Origin of the sequence: Streptomyces xiamenensis (assembly GCF_000993785.3) — a bacterium.
GTDB lineage: Bacteria > Actinomycetota > Actinomycetes > Streptomycetales > Streptomycetaceae > Streptomyces > Streptomyces xiamenensis.
On the sequence record NZ_CP009922.3, the window covers coordinates 4,382,290 to 4,407,778 of the forward strand.

A 25,489-nucleotide genomic window follows, 5' to 3' on the forward strand; every position below is an offset into this window, starting at 1 on the left:
CCCCTCGGCGGACACTTCCTCGGCTCGCTGGTGCTCGACCCCCGTCCGCCCCTGCCGGACACGGTGCAGCGCTGGGTGGTCATCGACGGGCAGCAGCGCCTGACGACGCTGATGCTGCTGGCCTGCGCCCTCCGTGATCACGTGCGGGCCTTCGACAGCGCCAAGGCGAGCCTCATCCACCGCCGCTACCTCGTCAACGAGGAGGACCACAGCGGGCTCGACGCCTACCGCCTGCTTCCGACCCAGGCCGACCGGCCCTCCTACCTCGCCTGCCTCGACAGGGACCCCCGCGCGGGCGGCGAGGACAGCATCGGTGTGGCCTACCGCTTCTTCCTGGCCGCGCTGGCGGAGTACGACCCGGTGGGGGAGTGGGAACGGGTGCGCCACATCGATCAGGCACTGCGTCACCGGCTCACCCTGGTGACGATCACCGCCGGTCCGCAGGACAACGCCTTCCGGATCTTCGAGTCGCTGAACAACACCGGCAAACCGCTGAGCCAGGCCGATCTGCTGCGCAACTACGTCTTCATGCAACTCCCGCGTCTGGGTGAGCAGGTGTACGAGAAGATCTGGCTGCCCCTGCAGAGCGAACTCGGACCGGAGCGGCTGACGACCCTGGCCTGGCTGGACCTCATTCTGCGCGGGCAGGCCCGGGCGAACCTGGGCGAGGTCTACCAGGGGCAGCGCGGCAGGATGGAGCGGATCGTCGCAGCCGGGGGAGAGGAAGGGCTGCGCGAGGATCTCAGAGGGCTGCGCCGTCTCGGCCACCTCTTCCTGCGGGTCCTGGAACCCGAACGCGAGCCCGACAAGGGACTGCGGGTGGTGCTGGGGCGGCTGGCGCGCTGGGGCGGCGAGGCCCACTTCCCGCCCGCTCTCCACACGCTGGACCAGATGGAGCGGGGCGCGGTCGACGCGGAACAGGCCGTGCGGACGCTGACGTTCGTCGAGAGCTTCCTCGTGCGCCGCATGATCTGCCGCGAACCCTCGCACAGCGTCCGCCAGCTCCTGGCCGGGCTGCCCTCGGGGATCGAGCGGGACCATCCGCTGCCGGAGGCGGTACACCGCTACCTGTCCACGGCACGGCGGGGCTGGCCACGTGACGAGGACGTGCGCGAGGCGGTGCGCACCCAGCCCTTCTACTGGCAGGGCAGCGGCCGGCACCGGCTCTATGTGCTCAGGCGGCTGGAGGAGGACTACGCGGCCCCCGAGCCGGTCGATTTCTCCCCGGGCTGGGCGACCGTCGAGCACGTTCTTCCGCAGCGGGCCGGCGAGGAGTGGCTCACCATGCTCGCCGAGGACGCCGAGGACGCCGGGAAGGGCGAGCAGCCGCAGGAACTCCACGAGGCGCTCGTCCACACCCTGGGGAATCTGACCCTGACCGGTGAGAACTCCCGCTTGTCCAACCACCCCTATGAACGCAAGCAGCAGATCCTCGACCAGAGCGCGCTGCGGATGAACCGGGAGATCGCCGCAGCCGGTCGCTGGGGGAGGACGGAGATCCTGGCCCGGGCCGACGGGCTCGCCGAGCGCGCGGTACGCATCTGGCCCGGCCCCCTCGCGGCGGACCACGGCCCGTCCGGCGAACGCTCGGAGTGGCAGCGGCTGCGCAAGGTGCTGGCCGCTCTGCCGTCCGGGAAGTGGACCACGTACAAGGACCTCGCGGCGGTGACCGGAGCGGGATCACCCCAGACCGTGGGCAGTTACCTTGCCAAGCGCACCGATCTGCTGAACGCGCACCGGGTCCTGCGCGCCGACGGCACCTCCGCACCGGAATTCGCCTGGCTCGACGGCCGGACCGAGACCCAGCAGGAGGCGCTGGAACGGGAAGGAATCGCCTTCCACGGCGCGGCGGCGGACCGCGCGCGGAAACTGTCCCCCGTGGAGATCGCCGAACTCGCCGGTCTGGACCGGTCGCACGAACCGGAAGAGGAGGCACCCTCCCTGCCCGGTGGTGCTGGCGCCGATCGGGCGGCGAGCTTCCGCACGCTGCTCCTCGCCCACCACCCCGGCGTCGCCGAAGGACTGCTGCCCCTGCTGGAGAAGTGGCGGAAGGACGGCGGGCGACTGGGCTACGGCGCCGCCGACGAAACCAGTTGCTCACCGGTCCTGCGGGAGGGGAGGGGCCCGCACGGCTCCCTGTGGCCGGTCAACGTGTATCCGCGATCGGGTCTCGTCGAGGTCGTCTTCGCACACCTCGCGCGACGGGAACCGTTCACGAGGCCGGAGCTGCTCGCCGAACTCCGCGACCGCCTGCGGACGATCCCGGGCGTGGAGCTGGAGGTGCCGGATGCGCAACTGCCGAGGAGACGACCGAGCTTCCCGCTGGACACCCTGCGGGGAGACGGCCTGACCCGGTTCGCCGAGACCCTGGAATGGTTCCGGCAGCAGAGCCTGTGACACACCGCGAGGGACGCTGAAAACCCGACCGCGCCGGCGCGACCGGAGCGTCACGCGTCACGCGGGACCGGGACGGTAATGGTCCGTGGACGCTGAGAGACAACGAGAGAGGGCGGGACGCCGTGAGACGGGGTCCCGCCCTCAACCCGGACGTTCTTGCCGGGCGACGCCAGAATCCAGCCGGGCATGAAAAAGTGCCCCCGGCAGGACTCGAACCTGCGCACACGGCTCCGGAGGCCCTGTCGCTCTTAGGAGAAGTTGCTGGTGCCTCCTGAGCGCTCAACCGCCTGGAGACCGTCCATAGAATGGTCCACGACAGACGAGTCACCGCGGCGGTCGCGGTGAGGAGTGACGAGCGACACTGTCGCGTCTCCCATGGCTCAGGATGGCGCAACGCGCTCTCTGGGGCTGCTGGTGGCCCCATCTGGTCGTGCATCCCACCATGAACTGTGGGCGATGGCGACTAGTGTTGGTCTGTCGCTGGATGGGCCAGCGCGGTGGTTGACGGAGACGGTGCGGGTGACGAGCAAGCGGTTGGCGTTGACTTGGTTCAATCAAGACAAGGCGCTACTGCCGTTGCCGGCGGGCGGCTATGAGTGGGTCGAGCGGAACGACCCCCGTATTACGGAAGTCCGGCTGCTGCGCGAGACTGGCCGTGTGGGTGAGGTGACCGGTACTAGTGCTGACAACCTGCTCATTGTCGGAGACTCTTACCAGGCCCTACACGCTCTTAACTCGATCCCCGAATATGCACAAAACTATAGGGGAAAAGTCAAGCTGGTCTATATTGATCCCCCATTCAATACCGAGCAGACGTTTGGCGAGTTCTACGACGATAATTTTGATCACTCTGTCTGGCTCACCATATTCCGAGACCGAGTCAAGCAGTTGAGCGATCTGATGAGCGATGACGGCGTCATCTGGGTGCATCTCGATGATGCCGAAGTTCACCGTGCGCGAATGGTTCTGGATGCAGAATTCGGAATCGACAACCACTTGGGAACGGTGGTTTGGCAAAAGGCCGATGGGCCGCGGAATGACCTTCCGAACTTCTCGCCGGATCATGACACCTTGCTCGTCTACGGAAAGACGTCCGAGGCGAAGCTCATCCGGTCTGCACGCGATGAGTCTCTGAACTCTATTTACAAGTCCGTAGATGGCGATCCCCGCCCTTGGTACGACGATAATCCTACCGCGCCGTCTGCGCACCGTAACCAGACCTGGGTGTACGCTATTCAGTCGCCTATCACCGGTGATCTCATGTACCCGGCTAATGGGCGGTGTTGGGGCACGAAGCAGGAGACGGTACTTGCCGCTCTGTCGGAATACGCGCCTTATAAGCAAGTGGTCATCGACGATGATGAGAGGCGGGCAGAGGTGTGCGGCGTCCCTGTTGCGGAGCTGCGCAAGGGAATTCCAGCACTGCTGCTAGACGTACCTCTTGAGGAAGCCCGAGAACTGACAGATAAGCGTAAGGCTGCAGGTATGTGGCCGGAGTACATTATCCGCCCTAAGGGTTCAATTGGCCGGAAAAGAATTCAGCCGGATAAGGGCTCTAATGCGCGAACCATGTGGTTCAACTCGGAAGTAGGTCACAATCGCGAGGCCAAGGCGGAGATTAAGGCTCTCTTCCCGGGCGTGAATCCTTTCTCCACGCCTAAGCCAGAGAGGTTGCTGCGTAAGATCATCGAGGTGAGCACTCGGCCAGGGGAGATCGTGGTCGACTGTTTTGCGGGATCCGGTACTACCGCCGCAGTTGCGCACAAGCTCGGTCGGCGATGGATTACAGTCGAGACTGTAAAAAACACGGTAGATAACTTCACGGCACCACGACTGGCGAAGGTGGTGGATGGTTCTGACATGGGTGGCGTTACGCAGCCCAAGGAACGTGTCGCCGATATTTCCCTTCCGGATGGTGTGACAGTGTCCATGCTCGATGAGGCGCGCAAGGTACTCGATAAGCTTGTTAAAGCCAAGGTGCTGCAGGCTGACCCTGATACGCTCGCTTCACTCATCAAGCAGATGAAGACAAAGCCCACAAAGGAGCGTTTGTGGCACGGAGGCGGGGGCTTCCGTACACTGCGGGTGGAGGAACCGAGGACTGTTGTTGCCGGCAACCGAGCTTTCCTTGTAGAGGGTGCGCCCAACCTGGGGCGGTGGGTCGCTGCCCAGCTCGGTTACACGCTCACGTTCGATAGGCGCGGAGTTGTTGGGCTGAAGAACCGCGATGTTCTCGTGGTCGTCGACGGCATGGTTGATGAAGCGCAGATTGCACATGCTGTTTCTCTGCTCAATGATGACGAGACACTCACCCTCGCCGGTGTCGCCGTGCACCCTGACGCCACCTCCTTGCTCGCAAATATGTTGGTTGGCTCGCGAGTCATTAAGGTGCCGAACGGTCTCTTCAAGCAGTCAAAGGTGATCCGATGAGTTGGATTGAATACGAGCCGCAGAGGGTCGAAGCGATCGCAGCACGGCTGGACCTTCGTGACGCCAACAGGCGAGCGCTACACGAGGTTGCGGAGCACCTTGTGGAGGGTGATGGGCGTGAGTTCATCTGCGACCTTGCTACTGGCGTAGGCAAAACGTACCTCGCCGCAGGCGTCCTTGAGTATCTTGCCGAAGCGGGTATTCGTAATGTCGTCATGATCGTGCCACTGGACGCCATCTACGAAAAGACTATCCAAAATTTCACTCCTGGTAGCCGAAAGTACATTGAAGGCGCGGTATGGGAGCCTGTCGTCGTCACTGCTGAGAATTTTAGGCAGCACGTAGATGACATGAACGACCTTACCAAGCTTAAGCTGTTCATCTTCAAGGTGCAGACGCTCCTCAAGCCGAGCGATGACATGCGCCGAAAGATTCATGATGAGAACGAGAGCATGGGAGAGGCGCTTTACGCTCACTTGCAGTGGCTCGATGACCTTGTGGTGCTGGCTGACGAGCACCACGTCTACTCCGGTGACGCGGAGAAATATGGGGCCACCATTCGTGATTTGGGCGCTCGTGCCATCGTTGGACTGACAGCGACTCCTAATAAGGCCGATGTGAGGGCGGGTAAGGTCGTCTTCCGCTATACGCTCGCGGAAGCCATCGCAGATGGCCTCGTGAAAATTCCCGTTGTGGTGTATCGGGAGGACGGCACCAAGGACACGCGCTCGCAACTTGCCGACGCCTGTCACCTGCGGGACGTCAAGGAGGCTGCGTGGCGAGCCTACGCGCGCGCCAGCGCCAAGGCGACGGTTGTCCCTGTCCTCTTCGTGGTCTGCGAGGAAGTCAAGAAAGCGGAGCAAATTGCCGAGACACTCCGTGCGGAGTTTCTGACTGAGCCCGATCAAGTCTTGCTCATCACCGGTGGGTCGAGTGATAAGGCACTGCGTTCGCTGAAGGCTGTCGAAGATCCCACCTCGCCTGTCCGCGCTGTGGTCAGCGTCGACAAGCTCAAGGAAGGGTGGGACGTTCGGAACATCGGCGTCATCGTAAGCTTTCGCCCGCTGCTGTCTGCCACTCTTACGGAGCAGGTGCTTGGCCGAGGCTTGCGGCTACCTTTCGGCGAGCGCACCAGCATTGAAGCTATCGATACTGTGGACATTGTTGCTCACGAGTCCTACAGACAGTTGCTCGCGAGTAAGCAGGCACTTCTGGAGCAAGTGCTTGAGGAGCGTGCCGTTGCTGCTAAGGAGCTGAGTACCACGTCGGCGGTAAAGGCGTCGGGTGAGCAACCACAGGGACCCGTGGCCTCTGCGATGACACAGCGGGGACTGACCTTCGTCTTCGATGACGCCCACGGCGGCGAGGTGGTCGATCCCTCGGTGCTTCTCATGGTGCAGGAATACAACACCACGGTAGAGCAGCAGGAGAAGGGCACTGCCGCCACCGTTCAGTTCGTATCCCCAGTCAACAACGCTCCTCGTATTAAGTTCCCGCGACTAGAGCGCCAGGCTATTCCTACAAAATTTTCACTGAGTTGCATCACACAGCAACAATCCCGAGATCTCGGAAGTAAGTATCTCTCCGATGAATCGGTGTATATGAAGCGTGTGGCGCTCGACGCCGAACGCGGCATCGATGGCGAAGTAGTAATCGGTGAACGCTTCCTAGAGGAAGAAAAAGCTCACATTGAGACGTTGCCGTGGTCCACGGTTAAGAAGCAGCTCGAGACCAAGGTGCTTGGACTCAGCGTGATTACGTCTACACTCACCGAGTTTCAAGCTGCAAGTAATGTCATCGGATGGTTCCTCGATGGCGCAGGAGTAACCGGTGATGAACACGTTCGGTGGAGCGTGAAGCGCACAGCGCTCGCAACCCGAGCCATTGAAGCTATGATTATCAAGGCCTACGAACTGCGCGCCACCACGCCCACATGGGAGTTCAATGTCGTCGAAGTTCCGGTCCTGCCGCCCTCACGCCCAATGCCCTCTCCAATACTGAGTAAGTGGGCCGACTTCGCAAAGGGCGTCTGGTATGGCGACTGGCAGAAGAGTGTCGAAAACGTCTCGAGCTTTGATGCCCGTACTACAGAGTTCTCATTGGCGCAGATGCTTGACTCCGCTGCACATGTCAAGTGGTGGCTGCGCATTTACACCAATGGTCCAGCATGGATTGAGTGGGAGGGCGGGCGGTACTTCGCTGACTTCATTGCCATCGATACCAATGGGCATTACTGGTTGATTGAAGGTAAGGCCGATGATGACGCTAACGACGAGAGCGTGATGGCTAAGCGCAAGGCTGCCGAGGCGTGGGTAGAGCAGGTCAATGAAGTAGGTGCGTATGGTCAGTGGAGGTATCTCTTCGCAACAGAGACGGCCATAAAGGTATCCAACGGGCGCTGGCTGGACCTCATCAAACAGTGATCGCCGACATAAGCGTATTCATACTTGCGGGGCCTGAAAGACCCGGGGGGTGCCGATCCAATACGCGCAACGGCATCAACGAATCGCTCACCAGCGTGACCGCGGAGCTCCACGACGAGCGGGCTGGACGGCCGTCCGAGCAGGCCATTCGGAAGGTGCCGCGCAGCCGGGCTTTCGTCCTGCCGGAGGCCCGACGACCGAGATGTTCCGGACGATGTGCGGAACATCCTCCACTGGGTGTCGAAGGCACCGCGGCTGCTTGCGGATCTCGCTGAACCGGCCATGGCCCGTGCGGTGCTGGACTCACTGAAACTACGGCTCGACGGCACGGCCGCAGCAGCCGAAAGCGTGCGGCGTAAGCGGCGGACTCTGGTCAACGCTGCCAACTATGCGGTCGACCTGAAGGGCTGCGTGAAAGCCCGATCACTGCTGTTCGCTGGCTGAAGCAGAAGGTCTCCAACCAGGTTGCCCCCCGTGTAGTCGCGAACCCTGAGCAGGCTCGCAGTCTCCTGGCAGCCATCTCCTGCGCAGGCGGCTACCGGCATGCCCGTGGTCGGCGCCTGGTGGATCTCTTCGTCTCCATGTACTTCGGTGGCTTCCGGCCGGCTGAAGCGGTCGGCCTCGTCAAGACGGACCTGAACCTTCCCGAACAGGGTTGGGGATCGGTGCTGCTCCACCGGACGCGTCCGTCTGTTGGCAAGCAACGGACCGACTCGGGGGAGACCTACGACGACCGTGGTCTGAAGGACCGGCCTGTTGAGGACGTTAGACGGGTGCCGATCCCGCCCCATCTCGTCGCTGTGCTCCACGAGCACCTGGCGACTTTCGGCACAACGGACGACGGACGGCCTTTCTTCAGCGAGAAAGGGCTCGGTCGTCCCGTCCTCGACCTACTACTACGTCTGGCAGGAAGCCCGGTTCCTTGCACTTCCTCCGTCCGCGGCCTCCTCACTGCTCGCGATTCGGCCGTACGACCTCTGGCACTCTAGCGCTGTTGACGTGGCTCATCGCCGGTCTTGACGCGACCGAGGTGGCCGAGCGGGCCGGCAACAGCGTCGAGGTTCTGCTCACCCGCTACGCGAAGTGCCTCGACGGACGACAGGACGACGCCAACCGGTGTATCGAGGATCCGCTTCGCGAGTACGGGTGAGTTGGCCCGCCCGAGATTGAGTCCCCAGGAATTTCGTCAGGGGCCTTCCTCGTTTTGGGCCGCACGTGGGGCGCGCTCTCTTACTTACGCGGGCAGTTACGTTTCTCATGCCCGTGGTAGTCGCACACGCTGCACTTCCCAGCGTTGGGAGATACGTCGCACGACCGTCTGTCGTGCCCTCCCTCGCCGCACCAAGAGCAAGTGCGGGTTCCGGTTGCGCTCATTTTTCGTCCTCCGTATCGTCCGTCGCTCGCCCTTCGGGCATGAGTCTAAACGTCGCGCCCCTGCTAAGTCTTGTCCCGTAAATGATCTACGGCGGGCTGTCTGACTTGCTTGTCTCCTGGGTCACCCGGCGAGGGCGAGGTTGTGTAGGCGGGCGATGCCGAGCATGGCGTGGTGCACGCCGTCGCCTTTGAGGCGGCAGTCGCGAAGGATCTTCCAGGTCTTCATACGGGCGAAGGTGTGCTCGACGCGGGCGCGGACTTTGCGGTGGGAGGCGTTGTGTTCCTCCTTCCAAGCCGGTAGTTCGCTCTGGCCTTTCTCCCGGCGATGTGGGATAACCAGGCCGGTGCCCCGGTAACCGCCGTCCGCGATGACGGTGGCCGCACCGACGGCGGCTTTCGCCCCAGACAGTTCCCATGCCTTGCAGTCGTTGCGGTTGCCCGGCAGGGTCCGGCCGACGGCGACGACCGCGCGGGTGTCAGCGTCGATGACGACCTGGTGGTTGGTTGAGTACCGGTAGTTTTTCGACTGCTCGGCGATGGTGTGATCGCGAGTGGGCACCAGGGTGCCGTCCACGATCAGGACGGCGTCCTTGCGGAACAGCTTGCGCTGTTGGAGTGCGAGCGACGGCCCGAGATGGTCGATGATGCGGTCCGCCGCCGACTTCGATACCCCGAACGGCGGTGCCAGCTGACGTAGCGTGAGGTTGGTGCGCCAGTATGCGGCGACCAGCAGCACCCGGTCCTCCAGCGGCAGGCTCCACGGCCGGCGGGCAGTCTCGGACTGCGGCGCTCCCGTCGGGTCCGGACGCGAAGGCCAGGATGTGAGGGACCGCCTCGCACAGACTGACGAAGTGGCGATGCACGCCCTCCACCGCGACGGTGGCGTTCACACCCCACACCGTCATCCCGGCCCGCAGCCCGGACCGCACTCCGGACGGGGCGTCCTCAATGACCAGGCAGTCTCCCGGGCTCGCGCCGAGTTGCTCAGCTGCTCGCAGATAGGGGACGGGAGAGGGCTTGCCCTTCTCGACCGCGGCCGCGTCCACGATCACGCCCGGCACGGGCAAACCCGTTCGCATGAAACGGCCGCGCACCCGGTGCTCGTAGTTCGAGGTCACCAGCGCCCAGGACGTCAGCGGCAGGCCGTGCAACAGTTCCGACGCGCCATCGAAAGCCGAATAGACGCCGGAGCGGACGTCTTCGTCTTCCAGCTCGTGCAGTGCGGTCAGGCACTCTCGCGGATCGTGGTCCGCAGCGACGTGTGCGAACGTCTCCATCGGCCGCGTCCGTAGAGCCACCTGGTAGACCTCATCTGCGTCCAGCCCGTACCGCTCCGCCCAGGTTTCCCAGCCCCGACGCTGGTTGCTCACCGCGTCGATCAGCGTGCCGTCGACATCGAACAGCACGTACTTCATGCGGCCCTGCCGCCCAGGTTCGCTGGTCACGCGTCGATCATGCCAGGCAGCGGGCAGGCAGTTGCGGGACAGCTCTTAGGTTGTCGATCAGAGCAAGCGCCGACGGCCGGCACGTGATGATGGTGCCCCGAGCCGCCCTCAGGTGGCTTGAACCATTAGCGGGCGGTTCCGGGGCTCACCTGTAGGTTTTTTTCCCCGTCCATGGACATTGCTGGCCTTGGACGGGTATGGACGCCCCTACAAGTTTCGCCGCTGCTGACCCTTAGGGGCGTTTTCCCGTCCCGCGGCTCTTCGCGGTGGGATTGTGAGTGAAGTTCATGCTCGCAATAAGGTGTCTGGTGAAGGGCTGCCGTTTGGTGGCATCTGAGGACGAACTCTTCGACTGAGCGGTATACTTATCAAGCTCTTCCTTGACCTTGGTCCCTGATGCCTCTAGTTCTTCGTCGGTGAACTCCCGGTCTTGCTCCGCGAGTTGAGCAATTTCTCGCCAGTGTGAGGGGTCTTTCCCGATGGTCTTCATGACCAACGTGAAGGCGACGAAAGGAGCCAAATATCGTCGCTCCGGATACCTGGTTTGCGATTTTCCTGACTGTAGGTACTCGTCGACTTGGCGTAGGACTCGTGCAGCCCAGTAGAAGACCTGAGGGCTTGCTTTAGGGTCGAAGGCCTGCCGATAGCGGGCATCCTCCGCTAGTAGCGAATTGGGCTTACCGCGAGCCACTTCCGGCCGACCGTAGGCAATGGCGTACATTGCTTGACCAAGGTAAGGAATGCTCACGATCTTGCCGGGATCTTTCCCGAGATTTCGGTAGTACCCTTTGCGGCGATCATAGAACAGGCCCTTAGCTCCAAAGTAGGCTTCAATTCTGCGTTGGATTTCGTCCGTCGCTCGAAGTGAAGCATCCGGAACGGGTGTTTGCCTATTCGTTGCTCGGATGATCTTGTCGCGCACAGCGTCGTTGCTTGCCTTGATGACGCGTACAAGAATTTTCCGATCATCGGCGGGAAGGCTCTCGCCTTTCTCTGCCCGCTCCTTGTGCCAATTGAAAATGGTGTGCGAAGTCTGGAGACCGTTGACGATTTGAATGTTTTTTAGTGCGAAAGTCTTTCCTACGCTATGTGCCTCATCGCATACAATGGTTACACCGTTGTTTAGCCACCAGAAGTCCGGGCTAGCGCTCTCGTTCAGCGAGCTCAAGATTTCCTTATTGACGGCAACTTGTCCCTGGTAATCCCGGACGTTGGCTTCGAAGATATGCCTTCGCAGTGTGAGATTGTCATCGGTAATTAGCCTAACGAAGCTTGACAGTCGAGCCAAGGCTACGTATGACTCGCCGCTCGTCAACACTTCATCGCATTCGAGCGTGAGGGTTTCAGCCTTGCGGGTGTCGTACATACGCCAAAGTTCGTCAGCGCCAAGTAGGTCAACGGTGACATCTGCAGATGGGATCTTAAGGAGGATGTCCTCTCTCAGTCGCTCTGCTCTGCTGGTCACGTTGATGTTGGCTTGCTCTGTGAGCCCTCGGCTTCCGAGTACCACCTTCACGAAGACCTTCGGTCGCCTAACGAGAAGATTCTTGTAGGCAGAGCGAAATACAGTCAGCTTTTCGATGACTTGCTCGTTGAGTTCGTCAGACAGTTCCTCAAGCCGGCTCCCCAGATCAAGAGCGGAAGGCAAGACGGATTGGAGCGCCGAGACGGAATTTTGGGTGAAGCTCTGACTGAATTTTGATTGAATAACGTAGAGTGCCAGTTCAAGGCCTTCTGGCAGCTCTCGCGCTGCTTGCGGCTCTTCGACTACCTGATGGTCAATCGGCAGAATGCTGCCCTCTAGAATGGTGTAGATGGCATCAACGCCACCGTCGTTCGACCCGTCAACGACTCCATCGCTGATAGCGTCAAGGGTTACATCTTTGTCACGCAAAAGCAGCCAGGCAAGAAAAATCTCCCACGCATCGGCATCTGACATATGGGCGGCATTTTGACTCTTCCACTGTTCGTAGACAGTCGTGATCAGGGTTTGCGCTCCGGACACTTTCCATCCCCCTGGCAGGCGGCAAGAGGTCCATAGTTTACGTGCGAAACCAGATGATGTCTTCAGAATCGGTTATCGTCCGGGGCCGACTGCGGGGGTCCAGGTCGGTGACTACTGTGCGCGTGGCACGGGCGTCGGCCGGGCTGGAGCGGGGCGGAGACAGGAGCGCAGGCACGGCCGGGGGCTGGGCCGCGCGCGGTGAGCGGAGCGAGCCGCCTTGATGAAGTAGAGAAAGTCTGAACCGCGCGGCGTTTCAAGAGTCCTCGCTATAGGCCGAACGCGAGCTCCAAGTCATGCCCCGGAAGGTGCAACTCCTCCAGTGTAAGCGGCTTGCCGGCGGTCGTGAGCGTCACCCGCAGAACATGCAGCAGGGGTACCCCGTCGGCAAGCCGGAGCGCCTGGGCCTGGTCCGGCAGGGGCATGCGGGTGCGGACGTACTCCGTGAAGTGCAGCTCGTGGCCCAGCTCGGCCAGGGCGTTGTAGAGCTGCGGAGCCGGCGGCGGGGGCGTCTCCTCGTACTTGGTGCCGAGGAGTACCGAGAACGGCACGTAGGTGCGGTGCAGTTGGCGTAGGTAGCCCTGGTCCGCGGTCTGCAAAGCGTCGTACGTGAACAGTGGCTCCCCCGGCGGGATGCGCAGCAGGTCGGCGAGCGCGAGTGGGGCGTCAGTGCGGGTTGCCGTCGGCTTCTCGGCGTCGGTCCAGCGGATGCCGTCGGCCTCGGTGTACTGACCGTCGGGCGAGCGGCGAACGCCTCGCGGGTAGGTGAAGCTGGGGCGGTTGTAGGGGGAGCGGGCGAACGTGCCCCGGCCCATGATGGCCTCGACCAGGCCGGACGCCCGTAGCTCGGTGAGTCCCTGACGGACTGTGGGGCGTGTCACGCCGAACTGCTTGGCCAACGCCTCCTCCGACGGGAGCGGCTGGCCGGCGGGGAAGGTGCCGTCAAGGATGCCTTCGCGCAGGTAGTCGGCAATCTGCCGGTACTTCGGCTGCGTGTTCTTCGGCGGCATGCCCTGTCCTCCGTGGCCTCGGCCTCTGCGGCCTGCTCGTCGTCGTGAACGCTCTATCCACGAACGTGGATAGCTTCTCCCATCCCCAACCCGGTTGACAGCCCGTACTACGGGTGGTCTAGCAGTCCGTAGGGCCGTCCTGCGGTTGCTCGTCATCCAGATGTGAGGAGTCCAGAACTGTGGCAACCCTTCCGATCGACACCGCGAAGTACACGGGGATCATCTGCGCCGTGCCCCCGACTCCGCGGCTCGTGAACCGTGAGTCCGGGCAGGTGCGGGTCGACCGCGACACCGGCAAGACGCTGTACCAGGTGGGTCTGTGCCTGATGGCCGGCACCTCGGCGGACGTGGTGAACGTGAGCGTCCCCGGTGAGCCGTCCGGCGTGCAGGTCGGAACCCCCGTCACCGTGCGGGACCTGGTCGCCGTTCCCTGGGAGAACGAGGGACGGCACGGCATTGCCTACCGCGCCGCCGAGATCCGTCCCCTCCACGCGGCTTCCGCCGCCAAGGGGGCCGGACAGTGACGATCCTGGCGTCCTCCGACCCGTCGGCCGGGGCTACCTGGCCAGGGCGGGTCCTCGTGGTCGCCGCCCTCGTCGCGTCGGGCCTGCTGATCGTAGGCCCGGCGCTGCGCCGGAGGTCCCCGGCGGCCTGGTGGCTGTTACTCGGTTACCCGGCGTCCGCCTTTCACGTCGCCCGCACCTGGCGGGCGCTGATGGCCGGGTGCGGACTCGCCGTGAGCCGTCGCCCGGCGCTGACCGTGGTGTCCGGGCTCGTCGGGAACGGCGCTTCGCCGCCCCAACCGCGCGTCCCCCGGCACGGTTTCATCCGGCCCACGGGGGCCGGCTTCGAACTCGTGGCACGGCTGCTGCCGGGGCAACTTCCCGACGACTTCGTGAAGGCGGCCTCCGCTATGGCGGAGGACTGGCAGGTCCACGCGGTCCGCGTCACCTCCCTACGGCCCGGCGTCGTACGGATCGCCGCCCTGTACGCCGATCCGCTCGCCGCACCTCGGGTGCCCCGTACCCGGGGGCCGGTGCGGCTGCTGCGGGTCGTCGTCGGGACGCTGGGAACCGGGGCGCCCTGGGTCATCGACCTGCGCCGCATTCCGCACTGGCTGATCGTCGGCGCTACGCGCTCCGGCAAGTCCACGCTGATCCACGCCCTCGTCGCCGGACTCGCCCCGCAACCGGTCGCCCTCGTCGGCATCGACTGCAAGGGCGGCATGGAACTGTCCCTCTACAGCGCCCGCCTCTCCGCCCTCGCGATCGACCGGGCACAGGCGGAACGGCTGCTGTCCGCGCTGGTAGACCTCACCCTTGCCCGCATGACGGTCTGCCGCACCGCCGGGGTCCGCAACATATGGGGCCTCGCAGAGAAGGAACGGCCGGTCCCGGTCGTCGTCATCGTGGACGAGATCGCGGAACTCTTCCTCGTCGCCGGACGCCACGAGAAGGACGAAGCCCATGCGGCCGGCACCGCCCTGATCCGGCTCGCCCAGCTCGGCGCGGCCCTCGGCGTCTTCCTCGTCGTCGCCGGGCAGCGCGTCGGCTCCGACCTGGGGCCCGGCGTCACCGCGCTCCGAGCCCAATTCGCCGGCCGGGTCTGCCACCGCGTCGCCGACCCCGGCACTGCGGGAATGACCCTCGGTGACCTCAATTCGCACGCCCTCAAGGCCGCTCAAGCCATCACCCCCGAACAGGCCGGCACCGCCGTGCTCGCCTCCGGCGACGGCTGGGAGCGCGGTCGGTCCCACCTGGTCACCGAGGCGGATGCCGAAGCCGTTGCCACCGCCCACGCGCATCTGACCCCCGCACTGCCGGAACTGTCCGCCGCCCTGGCCTGACAAGGAGCGTCACCGTGCTGGTCACCGCCTCGGCCGTGCTGCTGCTCGGCCTCGCGATCTGGTTCCTCCTGCGCATCCGCTACCTGCGCTGGCTGGATGTGCTGCTCTGCGGCGCCTTCGGCTTCCTGCTCTCCCGCACCGTCGCCGCGCCGCTGGTCTCGCTCCTGCTCTCCGAGGTGAACGGCCTGCTCGGACAGATGCGTTTCTGAGCCCTCCACACCGCGCCGCGGCGTGCCCCGACGAACGACCCGAACGAAAGGCATCCGTCCGTGTCCGACTACACCATCCGCTCCGGTGACCGTGCCGCCTTCCTGGCCGGCCTGCGGGAGCTGACCGACTTCCTGACCGCCAATCCGACCGTCCTCGTACCGCGCCGCCCGTCCTTCGCCGTCCTGGTCGACGCGGACGACTCCGACGCCCGCCGGGCCGGGGTGGAATCCGCTGCCTCCGCGCTCGGCATCCCAGTCGCCGACCTCGGCGTGGGCTACTTCGACGCCCGCCGTGAGTTCGGCCCCATCTCGTACCTGGTCGTCGGCGTTCCGCCCGAGGACCAGAAGTGACCGCCCGTTCCGCGGGCTCCCGACGGGGCGCGAAGTCGCCAAACCCGACCCCGCCAGGAGCCCACTCCCTCCGCCACATGAGCTGTGAAAGGAGCACTCATACTGTGTCCACCGTCCGCGCAAATCCCACGCGTCGGACTGCGACCTCGGGGCGCCCGACGACCACCCGGCCACCTGCGCCGGCCACGAACAGGTCGTCCTGGTCGCCCTCGACAACACCGAACGCCGTCTCTGCCCCGGCCACGCCGCAGCGGTCTGGCTGACGGACCCGACGCACCGGTTCAGCGCAAAGACCCGACCGGAGACCATCGCCGCCGTCATGGGGTACGCCTTCGGCCCCGGGAACGGAGGGCGCCGATGAACGCGCCGCCGCCGCTCGCGCCCGCCGTGGCCGCGCTGCTGGACCGTGCGGCCCGGCCCGACATTCCCGACTGGCGCCGTACCGTCATCCGCCTCGGCGGCTGCACCAACCCGGTCCACCTCGTCGGCTCCGCCGTCCTGGTCGATACGGCGACGGGGGAAGCCCTGACCGATGTCGACGGCTCCGACCCGAACGGCAGACGTCTGCTGACCGCCTGCGGCAACCGCCGTGCCTCGGTCTGCCCCGCCTGCTCTCGCGTGTACCAGGCGGACACTTACCAACTCGTACGCGCCGGCCTCGTCGGCGGCAAGGCGGTACCGGATTCGGTGAGCGAGCACCCCCGAGTGTTCGCCACCCTCACCGCTCCCGGCTTCGGGCCGGTCCACACCCGCCGGGAGCAGTCGGGCCGCGTGCGCCCGTGCCGTCCCCGCCGGGATGCGAAGAACTGCCCGCACGGCGTGCCCCTCGGCTGCTCCGAGCGGCACGCGCCGGATGACCCCCGCCTCGGCGAACCCCTCTGCCCCCGCTGTTACAACTACGCCGGGGCCGTGCTCTGGCAGTCCTGCGCCGGTCTGCTCTGGCACCGCTTCGGAATCGAGCTGCGGCGGGAGATCGCCCGCCGGGCCGGGCTGTCCCGTGCCGAGCTGGCGGACGTTGCCCGGCTCTCGTATACGAAGGTCGCCGAGTACCAGCGGCGCGGCCTGGTCCACTTCCATGCTGTGGTCCGCCTCGACGGCCCGGACGGGCCGGACTCGCCACCGCCCTCTTGGGCGAGCGCCGCTCTGCTCGCCGATGCCGTCCCTGCGGCCGTCGCCCGGGTCCGTTTCCAGGCGCCTGGCTCGGCGGTCGTCGGGACGCGTGTGCTGCGCTTCGGCGCTCAGGTCGACGTACGTCCGGTCGTCGCCTCACCTGCGGGGGAGCGGCCTGCGCCGGGCGCGGTGGCTGGGTACATCGCCAAGTACACCACCAAGGGCGCCGAGACGGCCGGCGCGGTCGACGGGCGTATCCGGTCCGCCCGGGAAATGGTCCTTCTGCCGGTGCGGGCGCACGTGCTGCGCATGATCGGTACGTGCTGGTGGCTCGGCGGCCTCCCCGCCTTCGCGGGCCTCGGCCTACGCCGCTGGGCGCACATGCTCGGCTACGGCGGCCACTTCTCCACCAAGTCCCGCCGCTACTCGACCACCCTCGGCGAACTCCGCCGCGCCCGCGCCGAGCACCGCGCCCAGGAGCAGCGCGCCGCCTTGGGCCTGGAGGGCCATCCCGTGGCCTACGTCGGCCAGCGGCGGTACGCCGGACGCGGCTACTCCCCGGAAGCCGCCCTCCTCGCGGCCTCGGTAAGGGAGGACGGTGTTCCCCGTGGCGCGTGACCGGACCGGTGTCGAGCTGCTCACCGTGCGCCAAGTGCTGGAGGAACTGGGCGGCGTCTCCCGCCGCACTTTCTACCGCTGGCGTGAACTCCACCTCGCCCCCGCCTGCATCCGGCTCCCGAACGGTGAACTCCGGGTCCGGCGTGACGCGCTCGACGCGTGGGTGGAGGAGCGCGCGGAGGGCACGGGCGGTGGTGTCCGGTGAAGTCGTACAAGGTCGTCATCTGGAAGCTGAGCGTCAACCGGTCCGCCAAGAAGCCGACCCACCTCGTGCGCTGGTCGGTCGATGGCGGGCCCTTCCACGAGTCGCACAGGACCAAGGCTCTCGCCGACCGCTTCCGCGCCAAGCTCCTGCGCGCCGCCGACAAGGGCGAAGCCTTCGACACCGTGACCGGACTGCCCGACTCTCTCCGGGGCGGCAAGGTCGCGCTCAGCTTCGTAGAGCTGGCGGTGAAGTACCTGGATGCCCGGTGGGCGGAGGCGTCGGCGAAGCAACGCGACAGCATGACCGCGCGCTCTCCACCGTCCTGGCGGTTCCCGTCAGGGCTGTGCGCGGACGGCCGACGCCCACGGTCCTGCGCCGCGCGGCGCGGTCGTACCTGCTGCCTCCTCCTCGCCGGGAGAGGGAGCGCCCCAAGGAGATCGCCGCCGCACTGACGTGGCTGTCCAAGGCGTCCCTTCCTGTGGCGGAACTGTCGGAGGGGAGCCGTGCACAGGACTTGGTGGACGCCCTGACTCGTCGCCTCGACGGCAAGTCGGCCGCGACGCAGACCTACCGGCGTCGCCGGGCGGTGGTCTTCAACGTGTTGCAGTACGCGGTCGAACTGGGCGCCCTGAACGCCAACCCGCTCTCCCAGGTGCGCAGGAGGCGGGGGAAACGGGCCGTGCAGGAAGTCGACCGGCGGGTGGTGGTCAACCCCCGGCAGGCACGGGAGCTGCTGACCGCACTCACTTACGTTGGCGGCTACGACCGGGCGAGCGGTCGACGACTGAGGGCGTTCTTCGGATGCCTGTACTACTCGGCCATGCGGCCCGGTGAAGTGCTAGGCCTGCGCCGGTCGGACTGCACGCTCCCGGAGAAGGGATGGGGCCGTATCGAGCTGACCGAGACGCGGCCCACGGCTGGTAAGGCGTGGACGGACTCCGGGGAGGCGCACGACCGTCGGGGCCTCAAGCAACGCGAAGCGGGCGAAGTACGGACGGTCCCCATCCCGCCCCCGCTCGTCCGCCTGCTCCTCGACCACGTCAAGGAGTTCGGCACGGCGGAAGACGGCCGGCTGTTCTCCAGCGAGCGGGGCAACGTCATCGCCGCGTCCTCGTACTCCCGCGTGTGGAAGCAAGCGCGGGAACTGGCTCTCCTGCCGCATCAGGTCACGTCAGTCATGGCGGCCCGGCCCTACGACCTCCGGCACGCTGGCGTCTCCCAGTGGCTCAACTCCGGCGTCCCCGCACCGGAGGTGGCAGCTCGGGCCGGGCACTCGGTGGATGTGCTCCTCAAGATCTACGCCAAGTGCATCGACGGCCAGGAAGCGGAGATGAACGACCGGATCATGCAAGGGCTGGGGGAGGACGACGGCACGCCGTGACAGGCGTACACGCCTCACTCGGAGGCCCTGGGGCGGTGTCGCGCTCCGGGGCCTTCGCCGTGTCCGCGCGGGCAACCGAAAACACCCCCCACCTGCGCGAACGACGCCCAAGATCATTACGTCGTCATTACGTGATCACTGGCAAACGACTGCTTTCGGCGGCATCCGCCTGCACATACGCGAAGACCCCGACTCCAGCGAACTCGCTGGTGGCGGGGTCTTTGGGCACCTCATGCAAGGTGCCCCCGGCAGGACTCGAACCTGCGCACACGGCTCCGGAGGCCGATGCTCTATCCGCTGAGCTACGGGGGCTTGGCGTCGCCTTGGCGACATCGAGAACATTACCAGCTCCCCGGCGGACCTCCGTACCGGGTTCCACGGGGTGGGAGTTTGCGAAAGGGCCGGACGGGGAGCGGGGTACGCGCTTACCCTGGCGGGGTGCCAGGCGCTACCGGCCGGGTCCTCGTCGTCGACGACAGCCAGGTCATCCGGCAGCTCATCAGGGTCAACCTCGAACTCGACGGCTTCGAGGTCATGACCGCGTCCGACGGCGCCGAGTGCCTGGAGACCGTGCACCGTTTCCGGCCGCACGTCATCACCCTCGATGTGGCCATGCCCCGGCTGGACGGGCTGCGCACCGTCTCGCGGCTGCGGACCGACCCGCGCACCGGGCACATCCCGCTGGTGCTCGTCAGCGCCAGCACCGATCAGGACCCGCCCGCCGAGGTGGACGCCGTGCTGGGCAAGCCCTTCGAGCCGACCGCGCTGGTTCGCGAGGTGCGGCGGCTGCGCGACCAGGGGCGGGGGCAGCAGGCGCCCGCCTCCTCTCGTACCCTGACCAGGTGACCCCCGACCAGCTGTCCCGCGTCGTGCTGCGCTGTGTGCGCCAGGCCGTCGAGAGCGGCCAGCTGCCCGGTGCCGGCGTTCCCGCGCGGGTGGTGGTCCGGCGCGCCCCGCACGGGGAGCCGGGATGGTCCACCGCTGTCGCCCATCAGCTCGCCCGCCCCGCCGGGCGGCCCGCCGCCGAGGTCGCCGCGCTGTTGCGGGACGCCCTGCTGGCGCAGGACGGGATCACCGGCGCGTCGGTACGCGACGGGTTTCTCACCGTCCGGCTGCACGGGGACGGCGACACCGCCCTGCTGCGCGCGCTGACCGCCGACCCGGTGCCCGATTCCGTACCCGAGGACACCCGGCGCGACATCGCGCGCTGGAGCGAGGCCACCGGCGGCGACCGGGCCGCGCTGCTCGTGCAGCGGGTGGAGAACCCGCTGTTCCGGGTCCGGTACGCGCACGCCAGGTGCCGGCACCTGCTGCGGCACTCCGCGCGGTTCGGTCTGAGCGCCGAGCCCGCCCCCGCCGCGCACCCCGCCGAGCGCACCCTGCTCGACGCCCTCGGGGAGTGGGCCGCCGCCGGGAACAGCCCGCAGCGGCTGGTCGCCATAGCCGGTGCCTGGCTGGAGGCGGAGTCCGTACGGGCCACCCTGCCCGTCGGGGACGAGAAACCCGGGACCGCCCACCGCGCGCGGCTGGCCCTCGCCCAGGCCACCGCGACGGTGCTCGCCGGCGGTCTGTCCCGGCTGGGTGTCAGTGCCCCCCGTCATCTGTAGCTCTCGCACCACCAGAGGTCTTCCATGAGCCGTTCCGCCCACCCCGCCGGGCCCCGTCACGCCGATGTGCTGCCCGAGGGTCACTACAGCGCCCCGCCCACCGATCTCAACGCCCTGGACCCCAAGGTCTGGGCCCACTCCGTGCGGCGCGGCGAGGACGGCGTGGTCACCGTCGCCGGCATCGGCGTCGACCGGCTCGCCCGCACCCACGGAACGCCCGCCTACATCCTGGACGAGGGCGATTTCCGGGCGCGTTGCCGTGCCTGGCGGCAGGCGTTCGGCGACGGCGCCGACGTGTTCTACGCCGGCAAGGCGTTCCTCTCGCGCGCCGTCGTGCGCTGGCTGCGCGAGGAAGGGCTCAACCTCGACGTCTGCTCGGGCGGCGAACTGGCCACCGCCCTGGCGGCCGGTATGCCCGCGGCGTCCATCGCCTTCCACGGCAACAACAAGTCCGAGCACGAGATCCGCCGGGCCGTCGAGGCCCGCGTGGGGCGCATCGTCGTCGACTCCTACGACGAGATCGACCGCGTCGCGCGGATCGCCCGTGAGCACGGCGTACGGCAGCCGGTGCTCGTGCGGGTGACCGTCGGGGTCGAGGCGCACACCCACGAGTTCATCGCCACCGCCCACGAGGACCAGAAGTTCGGCCTCGCGCTGGCCGGCGGCGCCGCCCTGGACGGCGTGCGCCGCGTCCTGGCCGAGCCCCAGAGCCTGGAACTGCTGGGCGTGCACTCGCACATCGGCTCGCAGATCTTCGACCTCGCCGGGTTCGAGGTCTCCGCGCGCCGCGTCGTGCAACTGCTGGCCACCGTCCGTGACGAGTTCGGGGTGAATCTGCCCGAGATCGACCTCGGCGGCGGGCTCGGCATCGCGTACACCTCCACCGACGACCCGCTGGAGCCGTTCGACATCGCCAGGACGCTGCGCGACATCGTCGAGCGCGAGTGCGCGGCGGCCGGCCTGGACGCCCCCCGGCTGTCCGTCGAGCCGGGGCGCGCGATCATCGGGCCCTCCGCGTTCACCCTCTACGAGGTCGGCACCGTCAAGCCGCTGGAGGGGTTGCGGACGTACGTCAGCGTCGACGGCGGGATGTCCGACAACATCCGCACCGCGCTGTACGACGCCGAGTACTCGGTGGCGCTGGTCTCCCGGGCCTCGGACGCGCTGCCCATGCTGAGCCGCGTCGTCGGCAAGCACTGTGAGAGCGGCGACATCGTGGTGCGCGACGCGTACCTCCCCGCCGACCTGGCGCCGGGCGATCTGATCGCCGTCGCCGCCACCGGCGCGTACTGCCGCTCGATGGCGAGCAACTACAACCACGTGACCCGCCCGCCCGTCGTCGCCGTCACCGACGGTGAGGACCGGGTGATCGTCCGGCGGGAGACCGAGGAAGATCTGCTGCGGCTCGACGTTGGCTGAGTCCACCGCCGAGTCCGCATACTGAACGCAGGCGGGGGCCGGCCCCCGCCTGCATAAGACTGAGGGCCGTAAGACACATGGAAAGGCGAGGTCGAATGGTGCGTACGCGTCCGCTGAAGGTGGCACTGCTGGGCTGCGGCGTGGTCGGCTCCCAGGTGGCTCGCCTGATGACGACGCACGCCGAGGATCTCGCCGCCCGTATCGGCGCCCCGCTCGAACTCGCCGGGGTGGCCGTGCGCCGCCCCGACCGGGTGCGGGCCGGCATCGACCCGGCGCTGGTCACCACGGATGCCGAGGGCCTGGTCACCCGGGACGACGTCGACGTGGTCGTCGAGATGATCGGCGGCATCGAGCCCGCCCGCGGTCTCATCGAGGCCGCGTTCAAGAACGGCGCCGGGGTCGTCACCGCCAACAAGGCGCTGCTCGCCCAGGACGGCCCGGCCCTGCACGCCATAGCCGCCGAGCACGGCGCCGACCTCTACTACGAGGCCGCCGTCGCCGGGGCCATCCCGCTGCTGCGCCCGCTGCGCGAGTCGCTGGCCGGGGACACCGTCAACCGCGTGCTCGGCATCGTCAACGGCACGACCAACTTCATCCTCGACCGGATGGAGTCCTCGGGCGCCGGCTACGGCGAGGCTCTGGACGAGGCCACCGCCCTCGGGTACGCCGAGGCCGACCCCACCGCCGACGTGGAGGGCTTCGACGCCGCCGCCAAGGCCGCCATCCTCGCCGGGATCGCCTTCCACACCCGGGTGCGGCTGGACGACGTGCACCGGCAGGGCATCACCGAGGTCACCGCCGCCGACATCGCCTCGGCCCGCCGGATGGGCTGCACCGTCAAGCTGCTGGCCATCTGCGAGCGCGCCGGGGACGGCCGTTCGGTCACCGCCCGCGTGCATCCGGCGATGATCCCGCTCAGCCACCCGCTGGCCTCCGTCAAGGGCGCCTACAACGCCGTCTTCGTCGAGGCCGACTCGGCCGGGCAGCTGATGTTCTACGGCCCCGGCGCCGGCGGCGCCCCCACCGCGTCCGCCGTGCTCGGCGACCTGGTCGCGGTGTGCCGCAACAAGCTGGGCGGCGGGCGCGGGCCGGGCGAGTCCGCGTACACCCAGCTGCCGGTGAGCCCGATGGGCGACGTCGTCACCCGCTACCACATCAGCCTGGACGTGGCCGACAAACCGGGCGTACTGGCCCAGTGCGCCCTGGTCTTCGCCGACCACGGCGTCTCCATCGACACCGTCCGGCAGTCCGGCAAGGACGGCGAGGCCTCGCTGGTCGTCGTCACCCACCGGGCCCCGGACGCCGCGCTGACCGCCACCGTCGCGGCCCTGCGCGAACTGGACACCGTGCATGATGTGGCCAGCATCATGCGCGTCGAGGGCGAGTAGCCGCCTCTTTTCCGCAAGTGAACAGGACACGACCGTGAGCATCTTGGACGCGACCAGCACCAGCCGTCAGTGGCGTGGGGTCATCGAGGAGTACCGCGACCGGCTGCCGGTCACCGCGGCGACGCCCGTGGTGACGCTGCGCGAGGGCGGCACGCCGCTCGTACCCGCGCAGGTGCTGTCCGAGCGCACGGGCTGCGAGGTGCATCTGAAGGTCGAGGGCGCCAACCCGACCGGTTCGTTCAAGGACCGCGGGATGACGATGGCCATCTCCAAGGCCAAGGAGGACGGCGCGCAGGCCGTCATCTGTGCCTCCACGGGCAACACCTCCGCCTCGGCGGCCGCCTACGCGGTCCGGGCGGGCATGGTGAGCGCGGTGCTGGTCCCGCAGGGCAAGATCGCGCTGGGCAAGATGGGCCAGGCCCTCGTCCACGGGGCGAAGATCCTCCAGGTCGAGGGCAACTTCGACGACTGCCTGGAACTGGCCCGCGGGCTGTCCGAGAAGTACCCGGTGGCGCTGGTCAATTCGGTGAACCCGGTGCGTATCGAGGGGCAGAAGACCGCTGCCTTCGAGATCGTCGACATGCTGGGCGACGCCCCCGACATCCACGTCCTGCCGGTCGGCAACGCCGGCAACATCACCGCGTACTGGAAGGGCTATCAGGAGTACGCGGCGGACGGGCCCGCCTCCCGCACCCCGCGGATGTGGGGTTTCCAGGCCTCCGGCTCGGCGCCGATCGTGCGCGGCGCGCCGGTACGGAACCCGACCACCATCGCCACCGCGATCCGCATCGGCAACCCGGCCTCCTGGGCGTTCGCCGAGCGGGCCAGGGACGAGTCCGGCGGCCTCATCGACGAGGTGACCGACCGTCAGATCCTGTCGGCCTACCGGCTGTTGGCGGCCGGTGAGGGCGTGTTCGTCGAGCCGGCCTCGGCCGCCTCGGTCGCCGGACTGCTCAAGGCCGCCGACCAGGGCAAGGTCGACCCGGGGCAGCGCATCGTGTGCACCGTCACCGGCAACGGCCTGAAGGACCCGGACTGGGCGGTGGCCGGCGCGCCGCAGCCGGTCACGGTGCCGGTGGACGCGGACGCCGCCGCCGAACGGCTCGGGCTGGCCTGATGCCGCGCGGGCCGGGGCCGGGTTCCGCCCGGCTTCGGCCCGTTGCCGTCACGCACCGTACATCCCGGGGGGCGACACCCCTCCTCCCTGTATCGCGTCTGAACCTTCCTTCGATAGGCTGGTATTCAACCCCGTGCAGCGCGATCGCGAGACAGGTCGGCCTCCGGGGCGTACCGCACATCTCACCAAGGAGAGTCATCGAGCGATGGCCCATCCCGCCTTCCGCGCCGCCGCCGTCCGGGTCAGGGTCCCGGCGACCAGCGCCAATCTCGGCCCCGGATTCGACGCCCTCGGGCTGGCCCTGGGGCTGTACGACGACGTGGTCGTCCGGGTGGCGGAATCCGGGCTGCACATCGACATCGCCGGGGAGGGCGCCGACACACTGCCCCGCGACGAGCGGCATCTGCTGGTCCGCTCCCTGCGCACCGCGTTCGAGGCGCTCGGCGGCCAGCCGCGCGGCCTGGAGGTGGTGTGCGCCAACCGCATCCCGCACGGCCGGGGCCTGGGCTCGTCCTCGGCCGCGATCTGCGCCGGTCTGATGGCGGCGCGGGCGGTGACCTCCGGCGGTGAGAGCCGGCTGGACGACGCCGCGCTGCTGGAACTGGCCACCGAGATCGAGGGCCACCCGGACAACGTCGCCGCCTGCCTGCTGGGCGGTTTCACCCTGGCCTGGGGCGACACCGGCGCGGTGCGGGCGATCCGCATGGAGCCGGCGAAGGACCTGGTGCCGGTGGTGTTCGTGCCGTCGAAGCCGCTGCTGACGGCCACCGCGCGCGGTCTGCTGCCGCGCACGGTGCCGCACGCGGACGCCGCGCTCAACGCGGGGCGCGCCGCGCTGCTGGTCGAGGCGCTGACCCGGCGCCCCGAGCTGCTGCTGCCCGCCACCGAGGACCGGCTGCACCAGGAGTACCGGGCGCCGGCCATGAGCGAGAGCATGGAGTTGGTGCAGCGGTTGCGCGCCGACGGCGTACCCGCGGTGATCTCGGGCGCCGGGCCGACCGTACTCGCCCTGGTGGGGGACGAGGCGGCGGACAAGACGGCGCGGCTGGCCGGTGCGGGCTGGACGGCGAACCGGCTGGCCCTGGATCTGTCGGGGGCCAGTGTGCTGCCGCTCGCCGGATCCGCCGGGCCCGAGCGGTGAGGGACGCCGGGCACGG

The 25,489-nt window shown here is 67.2% G+C and carries 20 protein-coding genes, 1 tRNA gene and 2 pseudogenes; 18 read left to right on the forward strand and 5 right to left on the reverse strand.

All coding sequences use genetic code 11. The features are described from left to right. The first annotated feature begins 30 nt into the window (after nt 1–30). From SXIM_RS20330 to SXIM_RS28265, 5 genes are all read left to right on the forward strand, one after another. Nucleotides 31–2,397 carry a GmrSD restriction endonuclease domain-containing protein gene (locus tag SXIM_RS20330; RefSeq protein ID WP_053116265.1) on the forward strand — a complete coding sequence of 789 codons (2,367 nt, stop codon included), beginning with the start codon at nt 31–33 and terminating at the stop codon, nt 2,395–2,397. Between the two features lie 519 nt (nt 2,398–2,916). Next, entirely contained in the window at nt 2,917–4,827 is a 1,911-nt protein-coding gene (locus tag SXIM_RS20335; protein ID WP_168222785.1) for a site-specific DNA-methyltransferase, read from the forward strand. Next, a complete protein-coding gene (locus SXIM_RS20340) occupies nt 4,824–7,250 on the forward strand; it encodes a DEAD/DEAH box helicase (protein WP_046724824.1) in 2,427 nt (808 codons plus the stop codon). Before SXIM_RS20335 ends, SXIM_RS20340 begins: the two co-directional genes overlap by 4 nt. Before the next feature lie 237 nt (nt 7,251–7,487). Next, entirely contained in the window at nt 7,488–7,694 is a 207-nt protein-coding gene (locus tag SXIM_RS28260; protein WP_148236143.1) for a hypothetical protein, read from the forward strand. Nucleotides 7,695–8,244: 550 nt separating this feature from the next. Next, nucleotides 8,245–8,400: a hypothetical protein gene (locus SXIM_RS28265; RefSeq protein WP_168222724.1), complete on the forward strand. Its 156-nt coding sequence runs from the start codon at nt 8,245–8,247 to the stop codon at nt 8,398–8,400. 345 nt (nt 8,401–8,745) lie between these two features. Here SXIM_RS28265 and SXIM_RS20350 read toward each other — a convergent pair whose 3' ends face one another. The 4 genes and pseudogenes from SXIM_RS20350 to SXIM_RS20365 form a co-directional block, all read right to left on the reverse strand. After that, nucleotides 8,746–9,483, reverse strand: a complete 738-nt coding sequence (locus SXIM_RS20350; protein WP_425473487.1) for a transposase — start codon at nt 9,481–9,483, stop codon at nt 8,746–8,748. Then, a pseudogene (locus tag SXIM_RS20355) lies at nt 9,425–10,039 on the reverse strand (HAD family hydrolase); the annotation flags it as partial. The pseudogene SXIM_RS20355 and the gene SXIM_RS20350, both read right to left, overlap by 59 nt. A 262-nt stretch (nt 10,040–10,301) precedes the next feature. Next, a complete protein-coding gene (locus tag SXIM_RS20360) occupies nt 10,302–12,074 on the reverse strand; it encodes an AIPR family protein (RefSeq protein ID WP_148236144.1) in 1,773 nt (590 codons plus the stop codon). A gap of 266 nt (nt 12,075–12,340) precedes the next feature. Further along, complete coding sequence (locus SXIM_RS20365) at nt 12,341–13,081, reverse strand: GntR family transcriptional regulator (protein WP_046724826.1); 741 nt, start codon at nt 13,079–13,081, stop codon at nt 12,341–12,343. A gap of 179 nt (nt 13,082–13,260) precedes the next feature. On the opposite strand from SXIM_RS20365, the gene SXIM_RS20370 reads away from it, so the two are divergent. The 7 genes and pseudogenes from SXIM_RS20370 (at nt 13,261) to SXIM_RS20405 (ending at nt 18,801) form a co-directional block, all read left to right on the forward strand. After that, entirely contained in the window at nt 13,261–13,605 is a 345-nt protein-coding gene (locus SXIM_RS20370) for an SCO3933 family regulatory protein (RefSeq protein ID WP_046724827.1), read from the forward strand. Beyond that, nucleotides 13,602–14,927, forward strand: coding sequence for an FtsK/SpoIIIE domain-containing protein (locus tag SXIM_RS20375; protein WP_246156912.1), 1,326 nt, complete (start codon nt 13,602–13,604; stop codon nt 14,925–14,927). The genes SXIM_RS20370 and SXIM_RS20375 overlap by 4 nt, the downstream gene beginning before the upstream one ends. A 14-nt stretch (nt 14,928–14,941) precedes the next feature. Then, the gene (locus SXIM_RS20380; RefSeq protein WP_046724829.1) at nt 14,942–15,136 is read left to right on the forward strand and encodes a hypothetical protein; all 195 of its coding nucleotides are present in this window, start codon (nt 14,942–14,944) and stop codon (nt 15,134–15,136) included. A 60-nt stretch (nt 15,137–15,196) separates the two neighbouring features. Then, on the forward strand, nt 15,197–15,487 hold the full coding sequence (locus SXIM_RS20385) for a hypothetical protein (RefSeq protein WP_046724830.1): 291 nt from the start codon (nt 15,197–15,199) through the stop codon (nt 15,485–15,487). 357 nt (nt 15,488–15,844) lie between these two features. After that, the gene (locus SXIM_RS20395) at nt 15,845–17,215 is read left to right on the forward strand and encodes a replication initiator (protein ID WP_046724831.1); all 1,371 of its coding nucleotides are present in this window, start codon (nt 15,845–15,847) and stop codon (nt 17,213–17,215) included. Beyond that, the gene (locus SXIM_RS20400) at nt 17,205–17,420 is read left to right on the forward strand and encodes a helix-turn-helix transcriptional regulator (RefSeq protein WP_046724832.1); all 216 of its coding nucleotides are present in this window, start codon (nt 17,205–17,207) and stop codon (nt 17,418–17,420) included. The genes SXIM_RS20395 and SXIM_RS20400 overlap by 11 nt, the downstream gene beginning before the upstream one ends. Next, nucleotides 17,417–18,801 (forward strand): annotated as a pseudogene (locus tag SXIM_RS20405) (tyrosine-type recombinase/integrase). Before SXIM_RS20400 ends, SXIM_RS20405 begins: the two are co-directional and overlap by 4 nt. 240 nt (nt 18,802–19,041) lie before the next feature. Here SXIM_RS20405 and SXIM_RS20410 read toward each other — a convergent pair. Next, nucleotides 19,042–19,113, reverse strand: a tRNA-Arg gene (locus tag SXIM_RS20410). Between the two features lie 126 nt (nt 19,114–19,239). Between SXIM_RS20410 and SXIM_RS20415 the strand changes: the two genes are divergently transcribed. The 6 genes from SXIM_RS20415 to thrB all read left to right on the forward strand — a co-directional run bounded on the left by SXIM_RS20415 (nt 19,240) and on the right by thrB (nt 25,473). Further along, nucleotides 19,240–19,647, forward strand: a complete 408-nt coding sequence (locus SXIM_RS20415; protein WP_043177789.1) for a response regulator — start codon at nt 19,240–19,242, stop codon at nt 19,645–19,647. Next, nucleotides 19,644–20,408 carry an ArgS family protein gene (locus SXIM_RS20420; RefSeq protein ID WP_046724833.1) on the forward strand — a complete coding sequence of 255 codons (765 nt, stop codon included), beginning with the start codon at nt 19,644–19,646 and terminating at the stop codon, nt 20,406–20,408. The genes SXIM_RS20415 and SXIM_RS20420 overlap by 4 nt, the downstream gene beginning before the upstream one ends. A 24-nt stretch (nt 20,409–20,432) precedes the next feature. Further along, entirely contained in the window at nt 20,433–21,827 is a 1,395-nt protein-coding gene (gene lysA, locus SXIM_RS20425) for a diaminopimelate decarboxylase (RefSeq protein ID WP_030733565.1), read from the forward strand. Nucleotides 21,828–21,922: 95 nt separating this feature from the next. After that, nucleotides 21,923–23,215: a homoserine dehydrogenase gene (locus SXIM_RS20430; RefSeq protein WP_030733566.1), complete on the forward strand. Its 1,293-nt coding sequence runs from the start codon at nt 21,923–21,925 to the stop codon at nt 23,213–23,215. A gap of 43 nt (nt 23,216–23,258) precedes the next feature. Then, on the forward strand, nt 23,259–24,332 hold the full coding sequence (gene thrC / locus SXIM_RS20435) for a threonine synthase (protein ID WP_030733567.1): 1,074 nt from the start codon (nt 23,259–23,261) through the stop codon (nt 24,330–24,332). A gap of 205 nt (nt 24,333–24,537) precedes the next feature. Next, nucleotides 24,538–25,473, forward strand: a complete 936-nt coding sequence (gene thrB, locus SXIM_RS20440; protein ID WP_030733568.1) for a homoserine kinase — start codon at nt 24,538–24,540, stop codon at nt 25,471–25,473. The last annotated feature ends 16 nt before the right edge of the window (nt 25,474–25,489 follow it).

What these genes read in the sequence shown, in the direction of transcription:
- SXIM_RS20340 (WP_046724824.1), top strand. Translation starts at nt 4,824, where the DNA reads ATGAGTTGGATTGAATACGAGCCGCAGAGGGTCGAAGCGATCGCAGCA.
- SXIM_RS20365 (WP_046724826.1), bottom strand. Translation starts at nt 13,081, where the DNA reads ATGCCGCCGAAGAACACGCAGCCGAAGTACCGGCAGATTGCCGACTAC.
- SXIM_RS20395 (WP_046724831.1), top strand. Translation starts at nt 15,845, where the DNA reads ATGAACGCGCCGCCGCCGCTCGCGCCCGCCGTGGCCGCGCTGCTGGAC.
- lysA (WP_030733565.1), top strand. Translation starts at nt 20,433, where the DNA reads ATGAGCCGTTCCGCCCACCCCGCCGGGCCCCGTCACGCCGATGTGCTG.
- SXIM_RS20430 (WP_030733566.1), top strand. Translation starts at nt 21,923, where the DNA reads ATGGTGCGTACGCGTCCGCTGAAGGTGGCACTGCTGGGCTGCGGCGTG.
- thrB (WP_030733568.1), top strand. Translation starts at nt 24,538, where the DNA reads ATGGCCCATCCCGCCTTCCGCGCCGCCGCCGTCCGGGTCAGGGTCCCG.